Origin of the sequence: Nostoc sp. (assembly GCF_036919595.1) — a bacterium.
GTDB lineage: Bacteria > Cyanobacteriota > Cyanobacteriia > Cyanobacteriales > Nostocaceae > Nostoc.
The window spans coordinates 12,207-33,610 of sequence record NZ_JBALCO010000162.1 but is presented as its reverse complement, the minus strand read 5'-3'; the positions used below and the strand labels follow the sequence as shown (position 1 = coordinate 33,610).

General features: G+C 41.2%; 17 protein-coding genes and 1 pseudogene. 13 read left to right on the top strand and 5 right to left on the bottom strand.

Going from position 1 to position 21,404, the window contains the following annotated elements; genetic code table 11:
• Nucleotides 1-13 precede the first annotated feature (13 nt).
• Nucleotides 14-817, top strand: coding sequence for an SDR family NAD(P)-dependent oxidoreductase (locus tag V7K21_RS25125; protein ID WP_335178043.1), 804 nt, complete (start codon nt 14-16; stop codon nt 815-817).
• A gap of 20 nt (nt 818-837) precedes the next feature.
• On the opposite strand, the gene hetI is transcribed toward V7K21_RS25125, so the two are convergent.
• Complete coding sequence (hetI, locus tag V7K21_RS25120; RefSeq protein WP_335178041.1) at nt 838-1,560, bottom strand: 4'-phosphopantetheinyl transferase HetI; 723 nt, start codon at nt 1,558-1,560, stop codon at nt 838-840.
• A 328-nt stretch (nt 1,561-1,888) separates the two neighbouring features.
• Between hetI and V7K21_RS25115 the strand changes: the two genes are divergently transcribed.
• A complete protein-coding gene (locus tag V7K21_RS25115; RefSeq protein ID WP_335178039.1) occupies nt 1,889-2,854 on the top strand; it encodes an acyltransferase family protein in 966 nt (321 codons plus the stop codon).
• Nucleotides 2,855-3,082: 228 nt separating this feature from the next.
• Here V7K21_RS25115 and V7K21_RS25110 read toward each other — a convergent pair whose 3' ends face one another.
• Entirely contained in the window at nt 3,083-4,147 is a 1,065-nt protein-coding gene (locus V7K21_RS25110) for a YheT family hydrolase (protein ID WP_335178037.1), read from the bottom strand.
• Between the two features lie 157 nt (nt 4,148-4,304).
• Between V7K21_RS25110 and V7K21_RS25105 the strand changes: the two genes are divergently transcribed.
• Complete coding sequence (locus V7K21_RS25105; protein ID WP_335178035.1) at nt 4,305-5,048, top strand: response regulator transcription factor; 744 nt, start codon at nt 4,305-4,307, stop codon at nt 5,046-5,048.
• A gap of 430 nt (nt 5,049-5,478) precedes the next feature.
• Nucleotides 5,479-5,925, top strand: coding sequence for a hypothetical protein (locus tag V7K21_RS25100; protein WP_335178034.1), 447 nt, complete (start codon nt 5,479-5,481; stop codon nt 5,923-5,925).
• A gap of 335 nt (nt 5,926-6,260) precedes the next feature.
• Here the strand turns inward: V7K21_RS25100 and V7K21_RS25095 are convergent, their stop codons facing one another.
• A complete protein-coding gene (locus V7K21_RS25095) occupies nt 6,261-7,052 on the bottom strand; it encodes an SAM hydrolase/SAM-dependent halogenase family protein (RefSeq protein ID WP_335178033.1) in 792 nt (263 codons plus the stop codon).
• Nucleotides 7,053-7,324: 272 nt separating this feature from the next.
• Here V7K21_RS25095 and V7K21_RS25090 point away from each other — a divergent pair, with 272 nt between their 5' ends.
• The 3 genes from V7K21_RS25090 to V7K21_RS25080 all read left to right on the top strand — a co-directional run bounded on the left by V7K21_RS25090 (nt 7,325) and on the right by V7K21_RS25080 (nt 11,199).
• Nucleotides 7,325-8,227 carry a hypothetical protein gene (locus tag V7K21_RS25090; RefSeq protein WP_335178031.1) on the top strand — a complete coding sequence of 301 codons (903 nt, stop codon included), beginning with the start codon at nt 7,325-7,327 and terminating at the stop codon, nt 8,225-8,227.
• Between the two features lie 14 nt (nt 8,228-8,241).
• Nucleotides 8,242-10,164 (top strand): Hsp70 family protein, encoded by a 1,923-nt coding sequence (locus V7K21_RS25085; protein ID WP_335178029.1) that lies wholly within the window; start codon nt 8,242-8,244, stop codon nt 10,162-10,164.
• A gap of 210 nt (nt 10,165-10,374) precedes the next feature.
• Nucleotides 10,375-11,199, top strand: a complete 825-nt coding sequence (locus V7K21_RS25080; RefSeq protein ID WP_335178027.1) for a zinc-dependent peptidase — start codon at nt 10,375-10,377, stop codon at nt 11,197-11,199.
• A gap of 79 nt (nt 11,200-11,278) precedes the next feature.
• On the opposite strand, the gene V7K21_RS25075 is transcribed toward V7K21_RS25080, so the two are convergent.
• Nucleotides 11,279-11,923 carry a class I SAM-dependent methyltransferase gene (locus V7K21_RS25075; RefSeq protein WP_335178025.1) on the bottom strand — a complete coding sequence of 215 codons (645 nt, stop codon included), beginning with the start codon at nt 11,921-11,923 and terminating at the stop codon, nt 11,279-11,281.
• Nucleotides 11,924-12,061: 138 nt separating this feature from the next.
• On the opposite strand from V7K21_RS25075, the gene V7K21_RS25070 reads away from it, so the two are divergent.
• From V7K21_RS25070 to V7K21_RS25045, 6 genes and pseudogenes are all read left to right on the top strand, one after another.
• Nucleotides 12,062-13,720 (top strand): glycosyltransferase family 39 protein, encoded by a 1,659-nt coding sequence (locus V7K21_RS25070; RefSeq protein ID WP_335178023.1) that lies wholly within the window; start codon nt 12,062-12,064, stop codon nt 13,718-13,720.
• Between the two features lie 77 nt (nt 13,721-13,797).
• Nucleotides 13,798-14,265, top strand: a complete 468-nt coding sequence (locus V7K21_RS25065; protein ID WP_335178020.1) for a MarR family winged helix-turn-helix transcriptional regulator — start codon at nt 13,798-13,800, stop codon at nt 14,263-14,265.
• Between the two features lie 161 nt (nt 14,266-14,426).
• Entirely contained in the window at nt 14,427-15,896 is a 1,470-nt protein-coding gene (locus V7K21_RS25060; RefSeq protein WP_335178018.1) for an HlyD family secretion protein, read from the top strand.
• A gap of 148 nt (nt 15,897-16,044) precedes the next feature.
• Nucleotides 16,045-16,332: pseudogene (locus tag V7K21_RS25055) on the top strand (MFS transporter); the annotation flags it as partial.
• A gap of 182 nt (nt 16,333-16,514) precedes the next feature.
• A complete protein-coding gene (locus tag V7K21_RS25050; RefSeq protein ID WP_335178016.1) occupies nt 16,515-18,110 on the top strand; it encodes an MDR family MFS transporter in 1,596 nt (531 codons plus the stop codon).
• Between the two features lie 48 nt (nt 18,111-18,158).
• Nucleotides 18,159-18,725, top strand: coding sequence for a Uma2 family endonuclease (locus V7K21_RS25045; RefSeq protein ID WP_335178014.1), 567 nt, complete (start codon nt 18,159-18,161; stop codon nt 18,723-18,725).
• On the opposite strand, the gene V7K21_RS25040 is transcribed toward V7K21_RS25045, so the two are convergent.
• A complete protein-coding gene (locus V7K21_RS25040) occupies nt 18,722-21,331 on the bottom strand; it encodes a chloride channel protein (protein WP_335178116.1) in 2,610 nt (869 codons plus the stop codon). The two genes, V7K21_RS25045 and V7K21_RS25040, sit on opposite strands and share 4 nt — an antisense overlap.
• Nucleotides 21,332-21,404: the final 73 nt, after the last annotated feature.

The window sequence follows — 21,404 nt, the reverse complement described above, 5'->3', positions numbered from 1 at the left end:
CCAACATTTTTACATGAACATAACACACCAAGGACAGAACAAACAAACTGCTCTTATTACTGGAGCAGCAGGTGGAATTGGCTATCAATTAGCATGTCTTTTTGCTGCTCATGATTACAATCTTGTCTTAGTAGATAGAAATGGGGTAATGCTTGTAGAAATTGCAGTTAAATTCCAAGAAAAATTCGGAAATTTGGTTACAACTATCGTTAAGGATCTATCTATAACAACAGCTCCTGAAGAAATTTTTGTAGAGTTGCAACAAGCCAATATTAAGGTTGATGTACTGGTAAATAATGCTGGATTTGGTATCTATGGATTATTTCATGAAACAGACCTAGCTGGTGAACTGGAAATGCTACAGGTAAATTTGGTGTGTCTCACCCATTTAACCAAGCTATTTCTGAAGGACATGGTAAAGCAAGGTGAAGGAAAAATATTAAACGTCGCCTCAGCCGCTGCTTTTCAACCAGGGCCTTTGATGGCGGTTTATTTTGCGACTAAAGCCTATATCTTGTCTTTTTCAGAAGCGATCGCTAATGAATTAGAAGGTACAGGTGTCAGTGTGACAGTTCTTTGCCCAGGCTCAACAGCATCTGCGTTTCATGAAAGAACCGGAATGGCTGACTCTAAGTTGCTCAAGGGCAAGAAAATGATGGATGCACAAACAGTAGCCGAAATCGGTTTTCGTGCCTTAATGAAGGGCAAAACCATTGTCATTCCTGGTTTTATGAATAAACTACTTGCAAAAAGCGTCAGATTTGTACCCAGAAACCTGGTAACAAAAATTGTCAGAAATATGCAGGAAGATAAATAAACGATTTAAAATACTGAACATTAATACTGCCAACACTTCAAGTGCCAGTCAAAATTCTCTATAGCAACAGCAGCAACATAATTGTTAGCAGGTAGTAGTTCAAAAAGACTCCAGTCTTCTTCAGATATCTCTAACTTGGCTGGTTCTGTGAGAGTCAGCGACACTTCAACTTGCTCTAACTGAGCTAGTCCGTCTCCAGTTGCTTTTAAATAAGCTTCTTTACAAGTCCAGTAACGGAAAAATACCTCTTGCTGTTCGCTGGGAGATAGCGATCGCAACATTTCATATTCTCTCGATAAAAAGAACCGTTTGGCAAGAGTTTCCAGATCAGACATCGGGCGAATATATTCCAGGTCTACACCAATTGGGCGGGTGCAATTTACCGCACACAAACCCAACCCTTGGGAATGAGACAAGTTAAACGCCAGTCCAGTATTGGCAAATGCATCTGCCAATACTGGTTTACCACGATGTTGATAATTAAACTGAACTTGTAGCGGTTGAATACCCAAATAGCGAGCTAATATAGTTCGGAGAATACCACGGCCAGCAATGAACCGCTGCTGATGTTCCTGAAAATAGAACCGTTCAGCACGAGCCATTTCGTCACTGGAAAGAGTCGCTGCTAAATTTTGCAGCTGTGGTTCTGGTTGGTCAAGGTCTATCCGCCAGACATGAATCTCATGCGGTAACAAAGTTAAATCTGTCGGTGCAGGCAGCCAGAGATTATGAGTAGCAGTCATGATAATTTGTAATTCGTAATGAAATTCGCGGACTCGCACTCCGCAAGCTAATGTAGCTCATAATTCATAATTAAATTTTGAATTGGGTATGAGATTAACTTTGATTAGGTTCTCGTTGGTGTTGACATTGTAATTCGGTAAAGTAAAAAGTACTACTTTAGCATTAAAGGAGCGGTAGAGCCAAATTATTCATCCTCCAATCCGGTCAAATAGTTGATAGCTTTCATGTGTTTTCACATGTATTTAAATAATTAACTGATGTTCTAAAAAAATTATTTCTTAATTATACTAGAATAACACTAAGTAATTTTATTTTTGGAGATGTCTAATGGGAATCTATCGTTTCCTGTTATCAATCTTTGTTGCCATAAGTCATACAGGAGTACTTATAAACGGATTAAACCCCGGAGTTATAGCTGTAATATCATTCTTTATTATAAGTGGATATGTAATGACAGCCTTGATATCTAAAAATTATTTTGAGCCTAAAAAAATTGTTTGGTTCTATCTCGATAGGATTTTGAGAATTTATCCGCAGTATTTATTTAACACAATAGTAGTTTTAATTATTTATTCTCTCTTTGGATTAAATTCTCATTATCTTAGTAAACCTACAGAGATTGGATTATTACAAAATCTTTTGATAATACCTATGGGATTTTATATGATTCCTTGGGTAGGAGAGAAATTTATGATTATTCCACCCGCATGGTCGCTGGGTCTTGAAGGATGTTTTTATATCTTAATTCCATTTTTATTAATATATAAATTACAAAAAATATTTTTTTTCTTATCATATATAATTTTTTTGATGGCTTATTTAGGAATTCTTAACACAGATTATTTTGGTTATAGATTAATATTTGGAACAATATTTATGTTTTTTTGTGGTAGCTTCTTATATAAAAATAACAATATTATTACAAATCAGCCAGTAAAATATACATTAATTTTCTCCTGTTTATTATTGGCAGCAACTTTTTTATCTCCCCGTTTGATATTGCCCTATAATCGAGAAGTATTGATAGGATTAATATTAGGAATTATAATTATACCTTTATTAATAAAAATTAAAAGAACATATTATGATGACTTTTTAGGTAATTTATCTTATGGATTATTTTTATCTCATTATTTTGTAATTTTTGAGTTCGAGAAACTAGGTATAGACTGGAACTTAAAATGGATTTTGCTAATGCTATTACTTTCTACATTTCTTTCAGTAATAGGTTTTTTCTGTTTTGAAAAGCCAGTAATTACTTGGCGTAAAAAAATTAGAAATCAACATAATTAAAGGATATTGATGGATAAAAGACCACGCTGCTATTAGTAGGCAAGGGTATAGAGTATGAATACAATTAAACTAGGATTTGGTTGTAGCCCCCTTCTTATTTCATTATCTCCCTCATATTTACATCCGTATCCGCTGTAGACTTACTAAGGATATCTCATTAGATTTCATCTGACGAATCTTAATTACGAATTACGTAGCTTACTTATTGCCAAAGGTGAATATTATAAATTACGAATTACGCTGTTGTTCCAACCATTGTAAAATCCGATTCCATGCCCACCAAACATCAGGATCTTGTAATTGGCGCTGGCACTCTTTACTACTCAAATAGCTAACATGACCACCATACTGAGTGAGTAATAAATCTATTGCCGGATTGCGATCGCAGGCTTGTTGTAAATCCGGTATGATGGCTGGGTCAAAAAGTGGGTCATCAGCAGCATATAAAATTAAAGTCGGTTTCGAGATTTGTGGCAATATATGTAAAGGACTACTAGCTTGGTAATATGCTTCCACAGAAGGAAAACCTAGTCGATTAATTACCAGTTCATTGTCAAAACCCCAGATACTATTCGCCCGTTCAATCGCTGCTGGATCAATGCTTCCAGGATGGGCATCATGTATTTGCCATGCCAGTTTTTTTAAATTCTGTGCAATCCCTGCTTCCAAATATCTGCCGAAGGGCTTTGTAACTAGATAAGATAGCGATCGCTCAGAATCCAAGCTGGGACAAATCACCATACCACCGCCAATATCGCTATCTTCTAATCCTAAATTTCCATGCTCCCTAATCACTTCGAGAGCGACTTTCACCGCCCATAGTGCTAATTGCCCTCCTAAAGAATACCCTGTAAACCAAAATTTCCCAGGACATCCCATTGCCTTAGCAGCAGCAGCGATGCGAATAAAATCTTCCCCCTCATACAGTCCATCGGAAGTTAGAGTCGGGGACAATTGAGCAGTTTTGCCGTGGGCACGCCAATCAAATAATACCACAGCGTAGCCTTGAGCGTAAGCCTTACGTCCTAACACTCTCAAAAACCATTCCGTTTCTAACTCTCCAGTAATGCCATAAGTACCGATAATCGTGCTATGAGCATTTTCAGGGATGGCAACCAAGCCAAATATCGGCACACCTTGGCCACCAATAAAGATTTTTTCCTGATAATACGGTTCTTGTAATAGAGTAGTACTTTTCCAGTAACGTCTTCCCCACAAAGCGGCGTATACAGTCATCTTTACACCGTTTTGTAAAAATCGAGACGGATTGTAGGGAGCAGTATAACACATCATAGACTATAAGATTTGGTGTAGTTGAGTCTTGATTTCACAGTCATTTAATCTTAATATTTATGTAAGATTTAAAACTTTTTCATAATCGATTCAAAAATCTTTGTATCTATACAAAGGTTGTTATTTATCCTTAATAAGTAGTAATAATTTTTTAAGAATGCCGAGGATTCTTGTCATAGACGATGACCCAGCGATTTCAGAACTAGTTGCCGTCAACTTGGAAATGGCTGGCTACGATGTTAGTCAAGCTGAAGACGGCATCAAAGGTCAAGCGCTGGCTCTCCAGCTACAACCAGACTTGATCATGCTCGATTTAATGTTGCCCAAGGTAGATGGGTTTACTGTTTGCCAACGCTTGCGTCGTGACGATCGCACCTCTGAGATTCCCGTGTTAATGTTGACGGCTTTGAGCCAAACTCAGAACAAGGTGGAGGGCTTCAATGCTGGCGCAGATGACTACCTCACCAAGCCTTTTGAAGTTGAAGAAATGCTAGCGCGGGTGCGGGCACTTTTGCGGCGTACTGATCGCATTCCCCAAGCAGCAAAGCACAGTGAGATTCTAAACTATGGCTCACTCACTCTGGTTCCCGAAAGATTTGAGGCAATATGGTTCAATGAGACAGTGAAATTGACTCACTTGGAATTTGAGCTACTTCATTGCTTGCTGCAACGCCACGGTCAAACGGTTTCTCCCAGCGAAATCCTCAGAGAAGTTTGGGGCTACGATCCCGATGACGACATTGAGACGATTCGAGTCCATATTCGCCACTTGAGAACCAAGTTAGAACCAGATCCTCGCCACCCCCGTTATATCAAGACAGTATATGGTGCAGGATACTGTCTTGAGTTACCCGGTGTACCTCCATCAAGTGAAGGGGCTTCTGCAACATTAGTTGAATGAAATCACGCTAAATTACCTTAAACTTTGCCATCACTTAGGCAAGAACTCTGAGAAACTCTTATTCCTTACCGTTTAGTTAAGGTTATTGGTGAAATTTTCCGGTGTGTAGAGATGTTGCAATGCAGCGTCTCTACCAGCTCAGATGCGAATAATTAGGATAAAACGTCTTTTGTCAATGAGTAAAGATACTCAAAAAATCTCTCTAAAAATGATAATCGTCTGGTAAAGAGGGAGAGGATGCGAGTGTCGATTGCATCCTCTTACTATTTTTGATTATCATTATTTTCAAAGTCTTTGACAGCTTAAATATTATATGAAAAAGTTATAAAAAAGTATTGTAACGACAGAATAACTTTGTCAAAAATGCGCTTCATTCTTAGGTAAATTCAATTATCAAGCTGAAATACATGCAAAATTGGAGTTAACAAGAATGCAGTTTTTTATAAAAGGTTATTTGATAAGTATGTTGGCTGGACTCATAAGCTTAGTAGCGAACCAAGCTTTGGCAGTAACGGGGCCAGGAGCTACTATGAAGAATTCTTATCCCCAAGACAATTCATGTTTAAGCACTTCGAGTTATGGGGGAATTATCAATAACTGTGCTTACAGTGTTCAAGTCATAGGAACCCTGCAACTGTCAACAGGTTCTCACCCAACCTCAGTCTCTATTTATGGAAATAATAGCTCGTGTCAAACACTTTCGATTAATGGTGTTGGAAACGCTGCCTTTGTTGGTTCTATAATTTACACTACTTCTGGTCCAAAAGTTTGGCAAACCCTGAATCTTGGCAACCTTTATGTCTATGACGGCACAGGTCCAATCTTTTTGTGTTCGCTCGAAACAGGTGGGATTATAGGCAATTTCACAGTAAACTAAGGTTTATGAAGGTATACATTGAGAGTTTTTGCTTATAAAACATACGCATGATTGAAGGCTGTTGGACATTGGCAGTCATTGATGAGAGGTTAACTATAAATCACAAAAGTGCAATTACCTTAACCTCTCACCGAGGACTTACGCAAAAAAGTAGTGAAAGCCTTGATTTAGCGTAGGGGCAATTCATGAATTGCCCCTACATTTCGTACTTGATGCGTAAGTCCGATCGCATTTAAATTCGCTTGCTCTCAGACATTTTTAAATTTTGAATCTCTCAATTCCATTAGCCAAAATCTAAAATCTAAAATTCGGTAACAGAAGCCAACTACCCGATTTTAGGCAATTTGAGTTACCTGCTGATTCACACGGGGACGGCCAAAGCGCTCCCAAGCACTCCCTCCTCGCAGAAACAACTCTAGGAAGCGCAATGGTTCTCCGGAATCGCCTCTTGACCAACCGGAACTACCAGGAGCAAAGGCCAAAGTTCCTTCAGACACCTTGAAGCTGCCATCAGAATACACTGCATCACTGACGACATCTCCAATCCGGATCACAATCTTGGTTTGAGGCTCCAAATTAAGTGTATGCGCCCCAATAGTTGTTTTGATGTTACCGTAGCCATCAATCCAGGCAATTCGATCTGGTGGAACATCTGGGATTTGCTCACTCTTAAGGCTATCTCCCAGAAGGCTAAAATCTTCACCTATGATCGCAGCCGCAGCCGGAGGAAACACATCTCGTGAGCGAAACTGCGAACCCCCACGAGAAACGTTAACCACTCGCAACTCCTTTGTATAGTCTTTGATGAAGGAGAGAGTGTAACCTGCATTCACACCCACTACTTTTACACCATTGGATAAAAGGGCATAAGTTAGTCCTTCACCTTCATTGTCTTGCCGGGCTTCGGGATCATCTTGACGAGGCGCACAGTTGTGATAAATTAGGCGATCGCTCTTTCCTGGGTTGAGTCCCAGTTGGGCAATCCAGAATCCCGTTGCCAAGGTACTGAATGCTGGAACCGAAAGCAAATGAATTTGGGCATCAGGAAAAGCCATCAGCAGACGTTGTGTGACTTCTGTAAATGCCGGATCTCCTGTACCGTAGTCTGCAATGACGCAGATAAACATTCTGTTTCTCCTTTTTGAGGGTAGTAATTTGCAATCAACCTAATTCATAATTATTAATTCATAATTCATAATTCATAATTAAAAAGGGTTTGTACGCGGTGCTTGTAGAAGCAGTCCTGTTTCAGTTGGGGTTTAAATTATCGATGTAACATAATTATGAATCATCAATTATGAACTATAAATTATTCGGTCATCATGTGATTACAAGATGAAATGAGCAAACAACTGCTCATTTTACCCCTATTAGTAACGTTAAAGTCTTAATCAACGCAATGAAAACAATAAGTTCACTTTTTAGCGAAGAACGCAACCAACTCCAGACAGATATTGATAACACAACCAACATTGAGCAGATAGTTAAATTGGTTCAAAACCGACTCGATCATCTCGAAAGAATTTACATTGAAAAGCTTAATCTGGCTCAAGTTCGTCTGGCTTCCTTTTTTCTGGATACACTGCGGCAGTCCATTGCTACTCTCGCTGCGGCTAACTATTCTCAACTTGCTCCAATAGAACAAAGGCAAATTACTAACTCAGGTACAAAGTTTTTTGCCAACAGATTAATCATGAAACTGCTACAGGCACTAATTTGTATAGGCATCTTGGGTTCATTGTTCTCTTTAACTAAAACTACCCCAGGTGCATGGATGGCTATCCTACTAACCTCTTTACTTTTAGGACTAGAAGTTGTGCTTCAACTCGACTTAAACAACCAGCAAAATTCTATCTCTCAAGAGCTATTGGAATTACCTCAACCTATTCTCCGGGTTGATAGCAAAGTATTTCTAGATCACCTTAGCGATGCTCTCAACACGATCGACCTAGCAGTGGCTAGAGTAGAAGAATCGAATAAACATGAAGGCGATTTAGCAATAGAAGAACTGCCAGAGCTATTGAACTTTCTGCAAAGGCTAATGGGCGCATCAAAACTTGATAAACCCCAAATGGCTCATGAATTGGCGAAGCTTCTGCCACAGATTTTAATGTCTCAGGGAATTAACGCTCAAATTTACCGACAAAATGACCCTCATAGCGATCGCGAGTATTTTGACTTTGAGCCAAGTATCGATCCCGATACCAAAGATCATGTAACTTTAACTCCTGCTTTGTTGAAAGGCGATCGCCTTCTCAGGCGCGGTAGGGTAATTGAGCCAGTGTATTCTTCTAGAGAATAATAGACAATAAGGGTATGGAAATTTTAGAAACAATCGGTTTTGATTTGGGACACGGTGAAACGGCTGTAGCTAAAGCGATAGTGGAAAGTATCGAACCCCCCCAGATGCTGGAGATTAATAACAAGAAGAACCAAGTTACAGCTCTTGGTTGGCATCCTAAACTCGGTTATCTTGTGGGAGAACAAGCATTAATTCAAGCTGGCGTTACCCAACTGACAATTTCTTTTAAGCAAAAACCCAACAATGATCCCAAATATCGGGAAACAATTAGCACTTTTGTCGCAACCTACTACCGCCTTTTGAAAGAAAGCAAACAAGTTGAAGGTGGAGAAGGTAGCTATTTTTACATTGGTTGCCCTTCAGGATGGTCAGTTAGCGATCGCTCAGAATACCAAAAGCTACTTCAAGAAGCTGGCATTCCCCGACTAAATGTTGTACCAGAATCGCGGGCTGCTTTCATGCAAGCCAAAGAAGCCGGGAAGCTGGAGTATGACAAACTTGTTGCATCGGTGCTAATTGTCGATATTGGTTCTTCAACCACAGATTTTACTCTGGTTAAAAGCTTAGAAGAGATACCGATAGATTTCGGGAGTAATACTTTAGGAGCATCTTTAATTGACAAAGCTATTTTTGCCCGGACTCTCGCTAACCACGAGCAAAAAACATTACTTGAAAAAGTATTTCAGGAATATCCGCATCACCAAGCTCGTTGTGAACTTGCTTGCCGTAAAGCTAAAGAAGATTACTTTTCTAATGAACAACTATACAGCGATCCTGAATCCTTTGCGCGTGGCTTTGAGTCTATCAACGAACAGATTTATTTTATTCCCCAAGTGAATAAATTGATGATGGAGGAAATCTTAAACCAACCCTTACCGGAACTGGAGCTTCATAACTGGGTGCGATCGTTTCGTGACTCTTTAACGGAGGCAAAAGAAAAGCTGGACGAACTTGGAATTGTGCCAAAACTTGTGCTGATGACTGGCGGTGCATCTCGCATGAAGTTTACGCACTTTCTTTGTCAGGAAATGTTTCCCGAACCAGAAACGCTGCTTCGCCCTGATCCGGAGCCGGAACGGTGCATTGCAATGGGTTTAGCACGAGTAGGACGATGGGATTTGCGTGCTGCTGCTTTTAAACAAGAAGTCAACAAACTATTTACCTCGAATCAGCTTAAAGGTTTAATTGAAAGACATATCCCAGAGTTAATCGAATCACTAACAAAGCCTTTGACAGATGGCTTGATTATCAACGCAGTTAAACCTGGTTTAAAAGATTGGCAAAAAAACAAAATACGGACTTTAGCAGATTTGGAAACATCTTTGATCAGTCGGGCAGAACAGTGGCTCAAAAGCGATCGCGCTGGGCAGATAATTAATAATCAATGCACTTCTTGGTTTAATAAGAAAATCCAACCTGATTTAGCTGCACAAACTGATCCAATCTGTCGAAAGTTTCAGATACCTAGAAGCAGCTTGAGATTTGAGGATAGCATTGACCCAAATTTTGTCAACCCAGAGTTACGAATTGGAGATGCGATCATTGCTGAGACAGTGGCGTTTATTGTCAATGTAATAATTGGTGGAGGCGCTGTGGCTAGCATCATCACTTTAATACTAACTGGACATTTAACCTGGCCTATTGCACTAGTATATGGGGCTTCGCTTATGGCAGCAGGAATGGAGCTAAATCGCAAGACTGTTCAAGAAGTAATCAAGACAAATGTGGATGTACCTGGTTGGATTCGTTCTAGTTTTTTGGGCGACAGAAAAATCGAGGATATTTGTGAGCAAATAAAGCCTGAGTTACAGAAAGTTATTCAAGAACAACTGACAGCGGATCAAGAGGCTTTTGACAAACTGATTGGCAAAGTTGAGGAAGGGCTTCAAAAAACCCTTTCCACCAAGGTTCAATCTTGCATAATTCTGATTCAATAGCGGTGATGTGTGCCAGTAAGTATAGTTTTTATAAATTATGATTGCATTTACTAAGGATTTAAAAATGATGGTGATAGTTAGAGTACTGGCAAGGGCATAATTAGAGAACCACCCGATTTTAATTTAGTTAGCAAGCTACAATCAGAACAATTCTTTTATCTAAATTTTCTGCTTACCAGCGACTGAAGTATTTAAATTGCTCAAAAGTCAATGATTCAAACAATAGTTGTCTTTCTGATCATTGGGCTGATTATTACTGGTATTTTAATTAATCCCGTTATAGTAAAAAGGCGAAGAAACCGTCTTAAACATCGTCCTTTCCCCCCACTTTGGAATGCCATTATTGAGAATAATCTTCCCATTTACCCTTGCCTTTCTCCCAATGAACTCAGACGACTTCAAGGACATATTCAAGTATTCTTAGCAGAAAAGCAATTTATTGGCTGTAAAGGATTACAGGTAACGGAGGAAATGAAACTGACCCTTGCATCCGTCGCTTGTTTACTCCTACTAAATGAACGTGGGCAGTATTTTCCTAGACTTCGTTCAATTCTGGTGTATCCCAATACTTATTTTGTTCAGGAAACGACTTCTATCGGAAATTATGTTGTTGAAGAAAGGCGTGTGGCAAGATTAGGGGAATCGTGGACAACTGACCAAGTAGTATTGTCTTGGGAACAGGTGAAACAAGACACTGATAACTGGAGGGATGGACGTAACGTTGTGCTTCATGAATTCGCCCATCAGTTGGATCAAGAAGATGGTAAAGCTGAAGGAGTTCCGATACTGCAACGCAATTCTGACTATCCTATTTGGGCGAAGGTGATGACACAAGCATATCAGCAACTTTGTAATGATGTTATGCAAGGCGTAAAGACGGTAATGGATAGCTATGGCGCAACAAATCCCGCAGAATTTTTTGCCGTAGCGACTGAGACATTCCTTGAGAAACCGCACCAATTGTTATCCAAGCATCCAGCACTTTATCAGCAACTGCAACGTTACTATCAATTAGATCCTGTGCAATGGGCGTGAAGTGCAGGGGCTTAAGCCCCAAGTCTTGTTTGAGATAATAGCTGGATTTACGCCCCCGCTGTACTGGTGACTATTTGGCTTAACTGCGATAAGCTATAACGGCATAAAACGGATCTCCTCCAGCTGCACCCAACCACTGTAATAAATTTGGTAATGTTGACTTATGAGCTATAACTTCTGCGGTTGTAAATCCTGGAACTGCGGCGAAGTACTCTTTGACTAATTCTACTCGTTGTGCTTCTGAAGCCTCCCGCCAAGCTTGAATTGCCTTTTCAAAAAACATCCGGTTAGAAAAGCTGATAATTGCGACACCACCAGGTTTCAGGATGCGGTAAATTTCGGAAAATACTGCTTCTGGATATTGCACATACTGCACAGATACGCAATTGAGAACAGCATCAAAATTCTCATTTGGTAAAGGTAGCTGCGGATTTTCGTTAAGATTTTGGACAAAGTAATGATTTAAGCGGGGATTTCGTGCTAGTTCCTCACCGTTGAGTCCGTGTCCCTCCACATGGTCAAACTGCATCTCTTCTGGTAGATGAGACACCCAACTGCTCATCATATCAAAAATGCGGGTATTGGGTTTGAGGCGATCGCGATATAAATCCGTTAGCCGTTGAATAAATCCTTCATCGACATGAGTGACGAAGCGGGGATAGGCATAGAACAGCTTATCATCTGTGTCGTCTAATTTCAGGCGTTGATTCGGTCTTAACTGCATAAATCTCTGTTTTGGAGAACTTTTTCGGAAAATTGCGACAATTTTAGGTATTTTTCAACCATCACTATGTAACATATTTTAATAACAACAGAACACATAAACTCGTCTAAATAGCAGCATTCAATTTTGAGCAATTCAATGTTCTATAAACTACACTCATTGCAGCATATTTGGCGACAAATCCGTCTAGTCCGATCATTACCCTATTTTAGTTTGTTAGTTTGGATACTGCCCTTATTATTATTTACTTCTGGGCACAATAGTCTGATGGCACATGATGAAGGGCTTTACGCATCGCGTGCCCGTCTGATGTTTGATTCTGGTAATTGGATAGATCCTTGGGAAAGGGCACATCATAAAACTCCTGGTCCTTATTGGTTAATTGCCAGTTTCTACAAGCTGTTTGGGATCAGTGATACCACTGCGCGTCTTCCTAGTATGATTGCTGGAATTTTTAGCTTATGGCTGGTGTATGAAATCGGCAAAATTATGCTGGGCAAAAAATTAGCTTGGCTAGCTGCTGCAATTTTAAGTGTGGAATTTCTCTGGCTGCAATACTGTCGCTTAAGTACACCTGATGTACCGATGATTTTATTGGTACTTTTAGCTATTTTGTCTTTAATAAAAACGGAATTACACCCTAAAGATCGCTATTTTTGGAGTTTTTTAGCTGGTTTAAGTTTAGGTTTAGGCTTCTTAGTCAGAAGCTTTATGATTTTTTTGCCTATCATAGCTTTATTCCCTTATTTAATTTGGGAACATCGCCGTCATCGTCATCTTACTAACCCAATTTTGTATTTAGGCTTTTTCGTAGGTTTAATCCCTACCTGTGTTTGGCTATGGTTAAACTGGTTGCACTACGGAAATCAAAGTTTTGAGGAGTTGTTCAAGTTTGTTGTGCGGCAAGGTTCTGAGGATCATTATAATAATGGGCTGCTGTTTTATATATGGAATATCCCTTTAATAGCATTTCCTTGGGCTTTTTTCGGGATTTTAGGTTTAGTTTCGACTCTCCGTCGTCCCATTCCTCGTTACCAGTTAATATTAGTTGGCTTTCCACTTGTCCTATTTTGTGAACTTAGTATTTTTAGCAGTCGTTTCCCTCACTATAGTCTTTGCCTTTATCCGTTTATAGCTTTGTTTGCATCTGTGGGTCTAAACTGTTTAGGCAATATTTACCAGACAGGGATTCCCTCACAATTCCCTCTTCAAAAACGTGGAATAAATATATTATCCCTTTTTGCCATCAAGAATCTTCCTCGAAATCTCAGTTATGGCTTTGGTGGGTTAGGTGTTTTACTTGTTATAGCGAGTATTGGCGTTCTTAGTTGGGGTGGTTCTGATATTCGCAAGTATGCAACTATTGGCTTGGCTATGGGCTTTGGTTGGTTAATTTTGCCTATAGTGTGGATTAGTCGTTACCACTTTGACATAAAGTTTCTCACAGCCCGTTACTGGATTGCAGGTTGGTTAATTCCCTGCTGGCTGGCTTTGGCGGCGACAGGTAGCATAGGGCTATTAAGTGACTATAACCCTGCTTTGAAAGTGTTTTTACAACAACCTGCGATCGCCTCAATTATCCAAACTCATCCTACCTACTATGTAGAAATAGACGCTAAAACAAAAGTACTGCTTAATTTCTATCTTTCTATTCGCCCCCAACCAGTAGTCTCTATTTCTCAAGTACCAGCTTTGAGCTATGCTTGGATCTATACTGACCAGTCCCCTAAATTGTCTCGACCTTACCGTATTCTTGGTACAGTAAAAGAGTCCCAGTTGATTCAAGTTCTTCCCTAAGACAGATACAAAGCAACTATTGCTAAAAAAAATTAATCTTGGTAAAATAATAGTACGTACACTAAATATTTTGCTAAATGGTTTCTACATCTAATCACTCCCCACCTTTACAGTCGTGGCAGCAAAATCTGGCACCATACAATTTGGGCTACAGAATCAAATTAGTCTCACAACTGCTCAGTCGCAAGTTTACTGATAAACTAGAACCGTTTGGATTGACACCATTTCACTGGCTGGTGTTGTGCTGTCTTTGGCAAGAAGATGGTTTACCAACTTCTAGTATTGGGGACAAACTCAAACAAGTGGGAGGGACTTTAACAGGCGTACTAGATCGGATGGAAGAACGCGGCTTGGTGCGTCGAGAACGCGACACCCACGATCGCCGCATCTGGCGGATCTGGCTAACGGATGCAGGTAAGGAACTAGAAGCGGTCTTACCGCCTATTGCGGCAACAGTACGTGATGAAGCAATGGACGGTATTTCCTTCGCTGACCGGGAACTGTTTTCCCAAATCTTGAACCGGGCGATCGCTAACCTCTCCTAAAGATTATCCCAGAATCACCCGACCGGAGGAGGTAGTGTGAAGATTTATTTTGAGATAATAGTACGCATACTAAGGAAAAAAGATTTTTTTTAGGAAATATTACGCATTCTAAATAAATGATTATCAATTAAATTATTGAACGAGCAAGCGAGGTAACCATCATGGGCGCTAATACATTAAACGGACGCAACGGACATAAGACCCCAGTTTTAGAAAAACAAGTGATTCCTGAAGAGAGTTTAGAAACTTTGACAACAGAGACATCCGCAACAGTAGAAGCACCGATTGTAACTCCTGAGATAGAGAAAGAAGTTCCAGCGAAACCGAAACGGAAAAAACCGACTGGCTTAATTTTGGCAGGATTAGGTGTGGGTGCGATCGCCGCAGGTACTTTTGGTTTTCACTACTGGCAATACGCCTCCACCCACCAGGAAACAGACAACGCCACTGTTGTGGGAAACATTCACCAAGTTAGCAGCCGCATTCCCGGAACTGTGAGTGAGGTGCTTGTGAATGATAACCAACTGGTGCAACCGGGACAATTGTTAGTGAAGTTAGATCCACGGGATTATGAAAGTCAGGTACAACAAGCAGCAGCAGCCCTAGAAAATGCGCGTGGTCAAGCGCAAGCCGCCCAAGCAAATATTGCCTTAACTTCACAAACTACCACTGGTAAGACAAGTCAAGCGCAGGGGGATGTCAGCGGTGCGGTAGCAGCAATTTCTACAGCCCAAGCAGCAGTACAAGAAGCCCAAGCCGGGATACCAGCGGCGCAAGCTGAAGTCAGACTAGCCCAAGCGGGGATTCCCGCCGCCCAAGCGCAGGTAGCGCAAACAAATGCGAATTTGGAAAATGCCCAAGCAGATTACAATCGTTACAACCAGTTGTATAAAACAGGTGCGATCGCTCGTCAGCAGCTAGACGCAGCCAAGGCAACTTATAATGTGGCTACGGCACAAAAAAATGCCGCGATTCAGGGAGTAGAACAAGCCCAAGCTAAATTAGCTTCCGCGAAAGTTGGTGTCGCCAAAGCCCAGTCTCAACTAGCACAAGCGCAAGAAAATGTTACCAACGCCCAAGCTAAATTGGCAGCATCTAAGGGAGGATTGCAACAAGCGACTGCTGGCGGACAAGATACAACAGTAAAACGTAGTCAATACGAAGCGGCAAAAGCTGCGATCGCTCAATCAGAAGCATCGCTCAAAGACGCACAATTACAACTATCCTATACCAATGTTACTGCTCCTAGTGCTGGACGGGTAGGTAGAAAAAACGTGGAAATTGGCAACCGAGTTGCAACCGGAACACCATTAATGGCGATCGTAGATAACGAGTATTGGGTAATTGCGAACTTCAAAGAAACCCAATTAGAAAAGATGCGCCCAGGAGAACCAGTAGAAATCAAGCTGGATACTTTCCCTCATCACACCTTTATTGGTCGTGTTGACAGTGTTTCGCCAGCTTCCGGCGCTCAGTTTGCCTTATTGCCACCGGATAATGCTACAGGTAACTTTACTAAAATTGTCCAACGTATCCCTGTCAAAATAGTTTTTGACCAAAAGAGCATTCAAGGATATGAATCGCGGATTACTCCGGGAATGTCTGCGGAAGTTGCTGTGGAAGTCAAGTAATATTATGTCCACTAAATTACCCATAATAAAAGAACCCCACCCCCAACCCCTCCCCGCAGGTGGAGTGGGATTCTCCGGGTTTAATTAAGTCAGGACTTACGCAAAATAATGAAAAAACGAACCGCAAAGGAGGCAAAGCGGCTTGTCGTCAGACATCGCCATCAACTGTACAATGATTAACTGTGCGCGATTAATTGGCTCTGCGATCGCAGGTTTATTAATTACTCGCGTTGAAACTGGGTATTGTTTTTTAATTGATGGTTTGAGCTATATTGGTGTAATCACCGCATTATTGGCGATGCAAGTTTAACCTTGGAAAACGGTAACTGATGGTAATCCCTTGCAAAAAGTCAAAGAGGGATTTGTATATGCCTTTAGCTTCCTACCAATTCGATCCATCCTATTGCTATTAGCTTTAGTTAGCCTCATGGGACTGCTTGGATTTTAGGGTCGATTATTTTTATTATAAATTTGCCTGATTTCAGGAAAATAATCATCCCAATTTATGAAATAAATGGCATCTTAATAAGTGATAAAGCTTAAGATAAAAAACTACCAATAGATGGTATGAGATTTAATAATATTTTTGTTATTTAACCTTGGAACTGGAACAACACTATGGCTAATACAGGTGTAATTCGTCAGCAAGGGCAAAATCCTGCTGTACCACCAGAACGTGTACCGCTAAGAACCTGGATTGGTGTATTAGCCAGTATGCTTGGTGCATTTATGGCGGTATTAGATATTCAAATAACTAATGCTTCGCTGCAAGATATTCAAGCAAGTTTAGGAGCAACTTTAGAAGAAGGTTCTTGGATTTCTACGGCGTATCTCGTAGCAGAAATTGTGGTAATTCCACTAACAGGATGGTTATCACGGGTGTTTTCTCTGCGGCGTTATTTGTTAGTGAATACTGGACTATTTATCTTCTTTTCTATTTGCTGTGCTTGGGCGTGGGATCTCAATTCCATGATTTTATTTCGCGCCTTACAAGGTTTTAGCGGAGGAGTATTAATTCCCACTGCTATGACAGTTGTATTAACGACTTTACCCCAATCTAAGCAATCAGTTGGATTAGCTGCATTTGGGTTTAGTGCAGTTTTCGCACCCTCAATTGGCCCAACAATAGGAGGTTGGTTAACAGAAAATTTTGGTTGGGAATACAACTTTTATATAAATGTAATTCCAGGGGTATTAATGCTAGCTGGCGTTTGGTACGGAATCAAGCAAGAACTACCCCAAATTAATTTACTGAAACAAGGTGATTGGTGGGGAATTATTGCGATGGCTATTGGGTTAGGTTCCCTGCAAGTTGTTTTAGAAGAAGGTAGTCGCAAAGATTGGTTTGGTTCAACGCTGATTGTCCGCTTAAGTGTGATTGCAATAATTTTTTTGGCGATATTTTTTTATATTGAATTAACTCGTAAGCAACCATTTATTAATTTACGGCTTGTGCTTAGGCGGAACTTTGGTTTAGCGAGTATTGTGAATGTGTCGCTGGGAGTAGGATTGTATGGATCAATTTATATTTTACCGCTATATCTTGCCCAAATTCAAAAATACAATGCGCTGCAAATTGGTGAAGTATTAATTTGGGCTGGTATTCCCCAACTATTTATTATTCCTCTCATACCCAGATTGATGAAACGCATTGATGTGCGGTTAATGGTGGCTGTTGGTGTGACTTTGTTTTCCATCAGTGCATTTATGAACTCTGGAATGACTAATGAAACAGGATTAGATCAATTACGCTGGTCGCAATTTGTGCGTGCAATGGGACAACCCCTAATTATGGTACCGCTTAGTTCTATCGCAACTGCTGGTTTGAGTCCGAAAGAAGCAGGTTCAGCAAGTGGTTTATTTAATATGATGCGGAATATGGGTGGTTCTCTCGGAATTGCTTCTTTAGCGACTTTATTGGCAAATAGAGAACAATTTCACTCGAATAGATTGGGTGATGGAGTATCTTTATATAACCTAGAAACTCAACAGCGAATTGACCAAATGACACAGTATTTTGTCGGTCGGGGAGCAGATTTTAGTACAGCCCAAAATGAAGCGATCGCATCTATATCCAACATCGTCCGTCGGGAAGCCTTTGTAATGGCTTTTAACGATTGTTTCTACTTTATTGGCATCGCTTTGTTACTCAGTGGACTTGCTGTTTTATTCCTTAAAAAGGTGAAGGCAACTGGTGGCGCTGGCGCTCATTAAATTTGTTGTATCGGTTAAAATGTTTTATAAAACTATTAAGACACTAAAATGGTCATTAGTCAAAGTGAGTACTATATCTCCCCAGAAGAATATCTAGAGGGCGAGAAATTTAGTGAAATCAAACACGAGTATATTGATGGGCAAGTCTACGCAATGGCAGGAGCAAGTGATGCCCATGTCACAGTTAGCATGAATGTATCTATGCTGTTACGAAACCATCTCCGGGGTAGTGGTTGCCGTGTGTATATGTTAGATATGAAAGCACAAATTGATGTCATAAATCGCTATTTTTATCCTGATGTGATGGTGACTTGCGATGCACGAGATAGAGAATTTGAATATTTTAAGTCTTATCCTTGCTTAATCATCGAAGTACTTTCTGAATCAACAGAAGGCTTTGATAGAGGAAAGAAATTTGCTAATTACCGACACTTAGAATCACTACAAGAATATGTGCTAATTTCACCAGACCGAATGAGTGTGGAATGCTTCCGCCGCAATGACGAAGGACATTGGGTACTTTACCCTTATGAAAAAGAAGAAGAAGTGAATTTAGCTAGCGTTGATTTTCATTGTGCGATCGCAGCTATATATGAAGATGTATTATTAGATTAATTCCCTTCTCCAATAGCAGATGCTGCACGTACCAAAATCACAGTTTGGTTATTATTGCGGCAGATAGTTGCTGGGATATTACCATGCACTACTTGTTGCAACATTCCCTCACGAGAAGCTCCCAAAATAATCACATCACTCTGGTTGCGTTTAGCACAATCCAAGACGGCTTCTGACACAGAATTTGCATAGAGTGGATCAATTGTTACTAAACTTTTGAGCCGTTGTTTGAGAAAATCAGCAGCTTTTTTGAGAGTTGTTGTATCCGCTTCGGCTTTATTTGGTTCAAACACTTGACATAAGTTGACTACTGGAGTTTCACTCAATGAAGTCAGTGCTGGGAGCAATTGAATTGCCTGTTGGGCATTGGGGCCACCCGCTATCGGCACTAACCAGCGTTCCAAGTGGGTTTGCTTATTCAGCTTGACTAACACCACATCACAGGCTGCTTGCCGGATAACCGTATCTACGACGCGACTAAAGACCCTTCCCGGTGTGGCTGTGCTACCCTTCCAACCCATCAGCATAAAATTAATATGACGGTCTTGGATAGTTTGCAAAATTGCTTCTGACAAGTCATGAGCAACTCGAATTTGGGTATGTACTGGGATATGCCATGTCCGTCCCAAACGTATTGCTTGCCGCAGTGGACCCATAGCTGCCTTGATATTCACTTGGGTTTCTGCAAGAATCTTGTGCTGGGGGACAATAATAATATGCAGACATTCTATTTCATAATGGCGATCACGGGCAATTGCGATCGCCATTTCCAACAGCATACCTGCTGTTTTAGGGTTACTCAATGGCACCAGTAACCTTCCCTGTCCAGTTTCCGGCGCACTGGTATGGTAAATCACGCGGGATGGTTCGGCTTTAGAACCTACATCTTCGGAACCATTGAAATAGGCAGCTTGCACCCGAATAATATCACTACGGGTAATGATACCCACCAAGCGGTTTCCTTGCACAACTGGTAAACAGTTAATCTTGTAACGGTTGAGCAAATGTAGCACATGGGCAAGGGTATCAACAGGAGAGGCAGTTACTGGTTCTGGAGTCATCACTTGGTCTACAGTGAGATGCTCACTTAAACCTGTTCGGGAGAGATTTGTGATATCTTGCTGGGTTAAGATTCCGACCAATTTACCCTTTTCCAATACTGGAAAGTGGCGGTGGGAGGATTCGGAAAATGCCTGCAATGCCTCATCCCAACTCATCCGGCTCCCCAGAGTTTCCACACTCGGTTGCATGACATTGGCTGCGGTTAGTTGCGTCCAAGGTGCTTCGGGATTGGTTTCTTTTGGCAAATGAATGCCTTTAAATTCTAATAGATGGTCGTATAGTGATCCGGTTTCTAGAGCTTCCGCTACCAAATAAGCAGTTACCGAAACAATCATCAACGGTAACACCAAATTAAAGTCAGTTGTCATCTCAAACACGATGATCACTGCCGTAATTGGGACTCGCGCCACACCACAGAAAAATGCCCCCATCCCAACTCGTGCATAAGTTGTCGCCAAACTCACAGCAAGGAAGTGGTGTTCTAAGGTTCCTACCAAATAACCCAAAGCTGCTCCCAGTCCTAGTGTGGGAACCAGCAATCCAGCAGGCGCACCAGAAGTGTAGGTAAACAGGATAAGTAGGAACTGAAGAAAGAAAACTAGCGCCACTAATTGCCAGTTTGCTTCACCCGTCAGCAACAGTTCCCGTAATCCAGCGTTGTCCCGAAATAATGAGGGAAGGCTAGCAAATACCAATCCTGTCACTAATCCAGCCAGTCCCATCCGCCAAGGTAAGCTGATTTTAAGAAAGCGACGACTTAAACCCAAACTGGCGAGAACTCCCCGATTGAACAGCACGCCCCCGAATCCTGCCAAAATTCCCAACAGCAGGTAAAAAGGAATTTCCGACACATAAAAGCTGGTGTTGGCAGCCGCTAAATGCAGATTTAAATCAAAACTATGGGTGTCACAAATACGGGCAACAACAGAACCAATAAATGAAGCCAGGATTGCTGTTCCCAAGGTGATGTCAGAGACATCTTGCAAAAGTTCTTCTACAACAAATAATACCCCAGCAATCGGGGCATTAAAGGCCGCCGCCAGCCCCGCCCCGGCTCCGGCTGCAATCAGTTGGCGACGGTGTTCAGGGGAAGTGGGAAACCAGCGACTAAACTGATTGGCTAAAGCTGCACCAATTTGCACCGTAGGCCCTTCCCGCCCCAAGGGCATCCCAGATGCTAGCACCAGCGTTGCACCAACCAATTTCACCACAGCAATTCGCAAGTTGAGAGGCATGGGCACCTTTGCCAGCACCGCTTTTACTTCCGACATCCCGCTACCAGCAGCTTCAGGAGCAATACGCTCCACCAACCAGCCTGCAAGAAATCCGCCCACTAACCCAATTATCGGCAGTGCCAACAAAGCAGGAAACTGATGGGATATTTGTAGTCGCCACCCACCTAACAATCCCACACCTTGCCCTAACAAGACAGCAGCCAATCCAGAGACTAAACCAATCAGACAAGCTTGCAGCATTGCAAGGCGTTTAGGGGGCAAAAGCTTATGGGAGAGCCGCTTCCAAAAAATCTGCCCCATGCGTGCCATGTTGATTCTAAACTTGACGACCAATTGGCTACTCATTCCATTCAATCACTATATATAATAATCACACGAATAA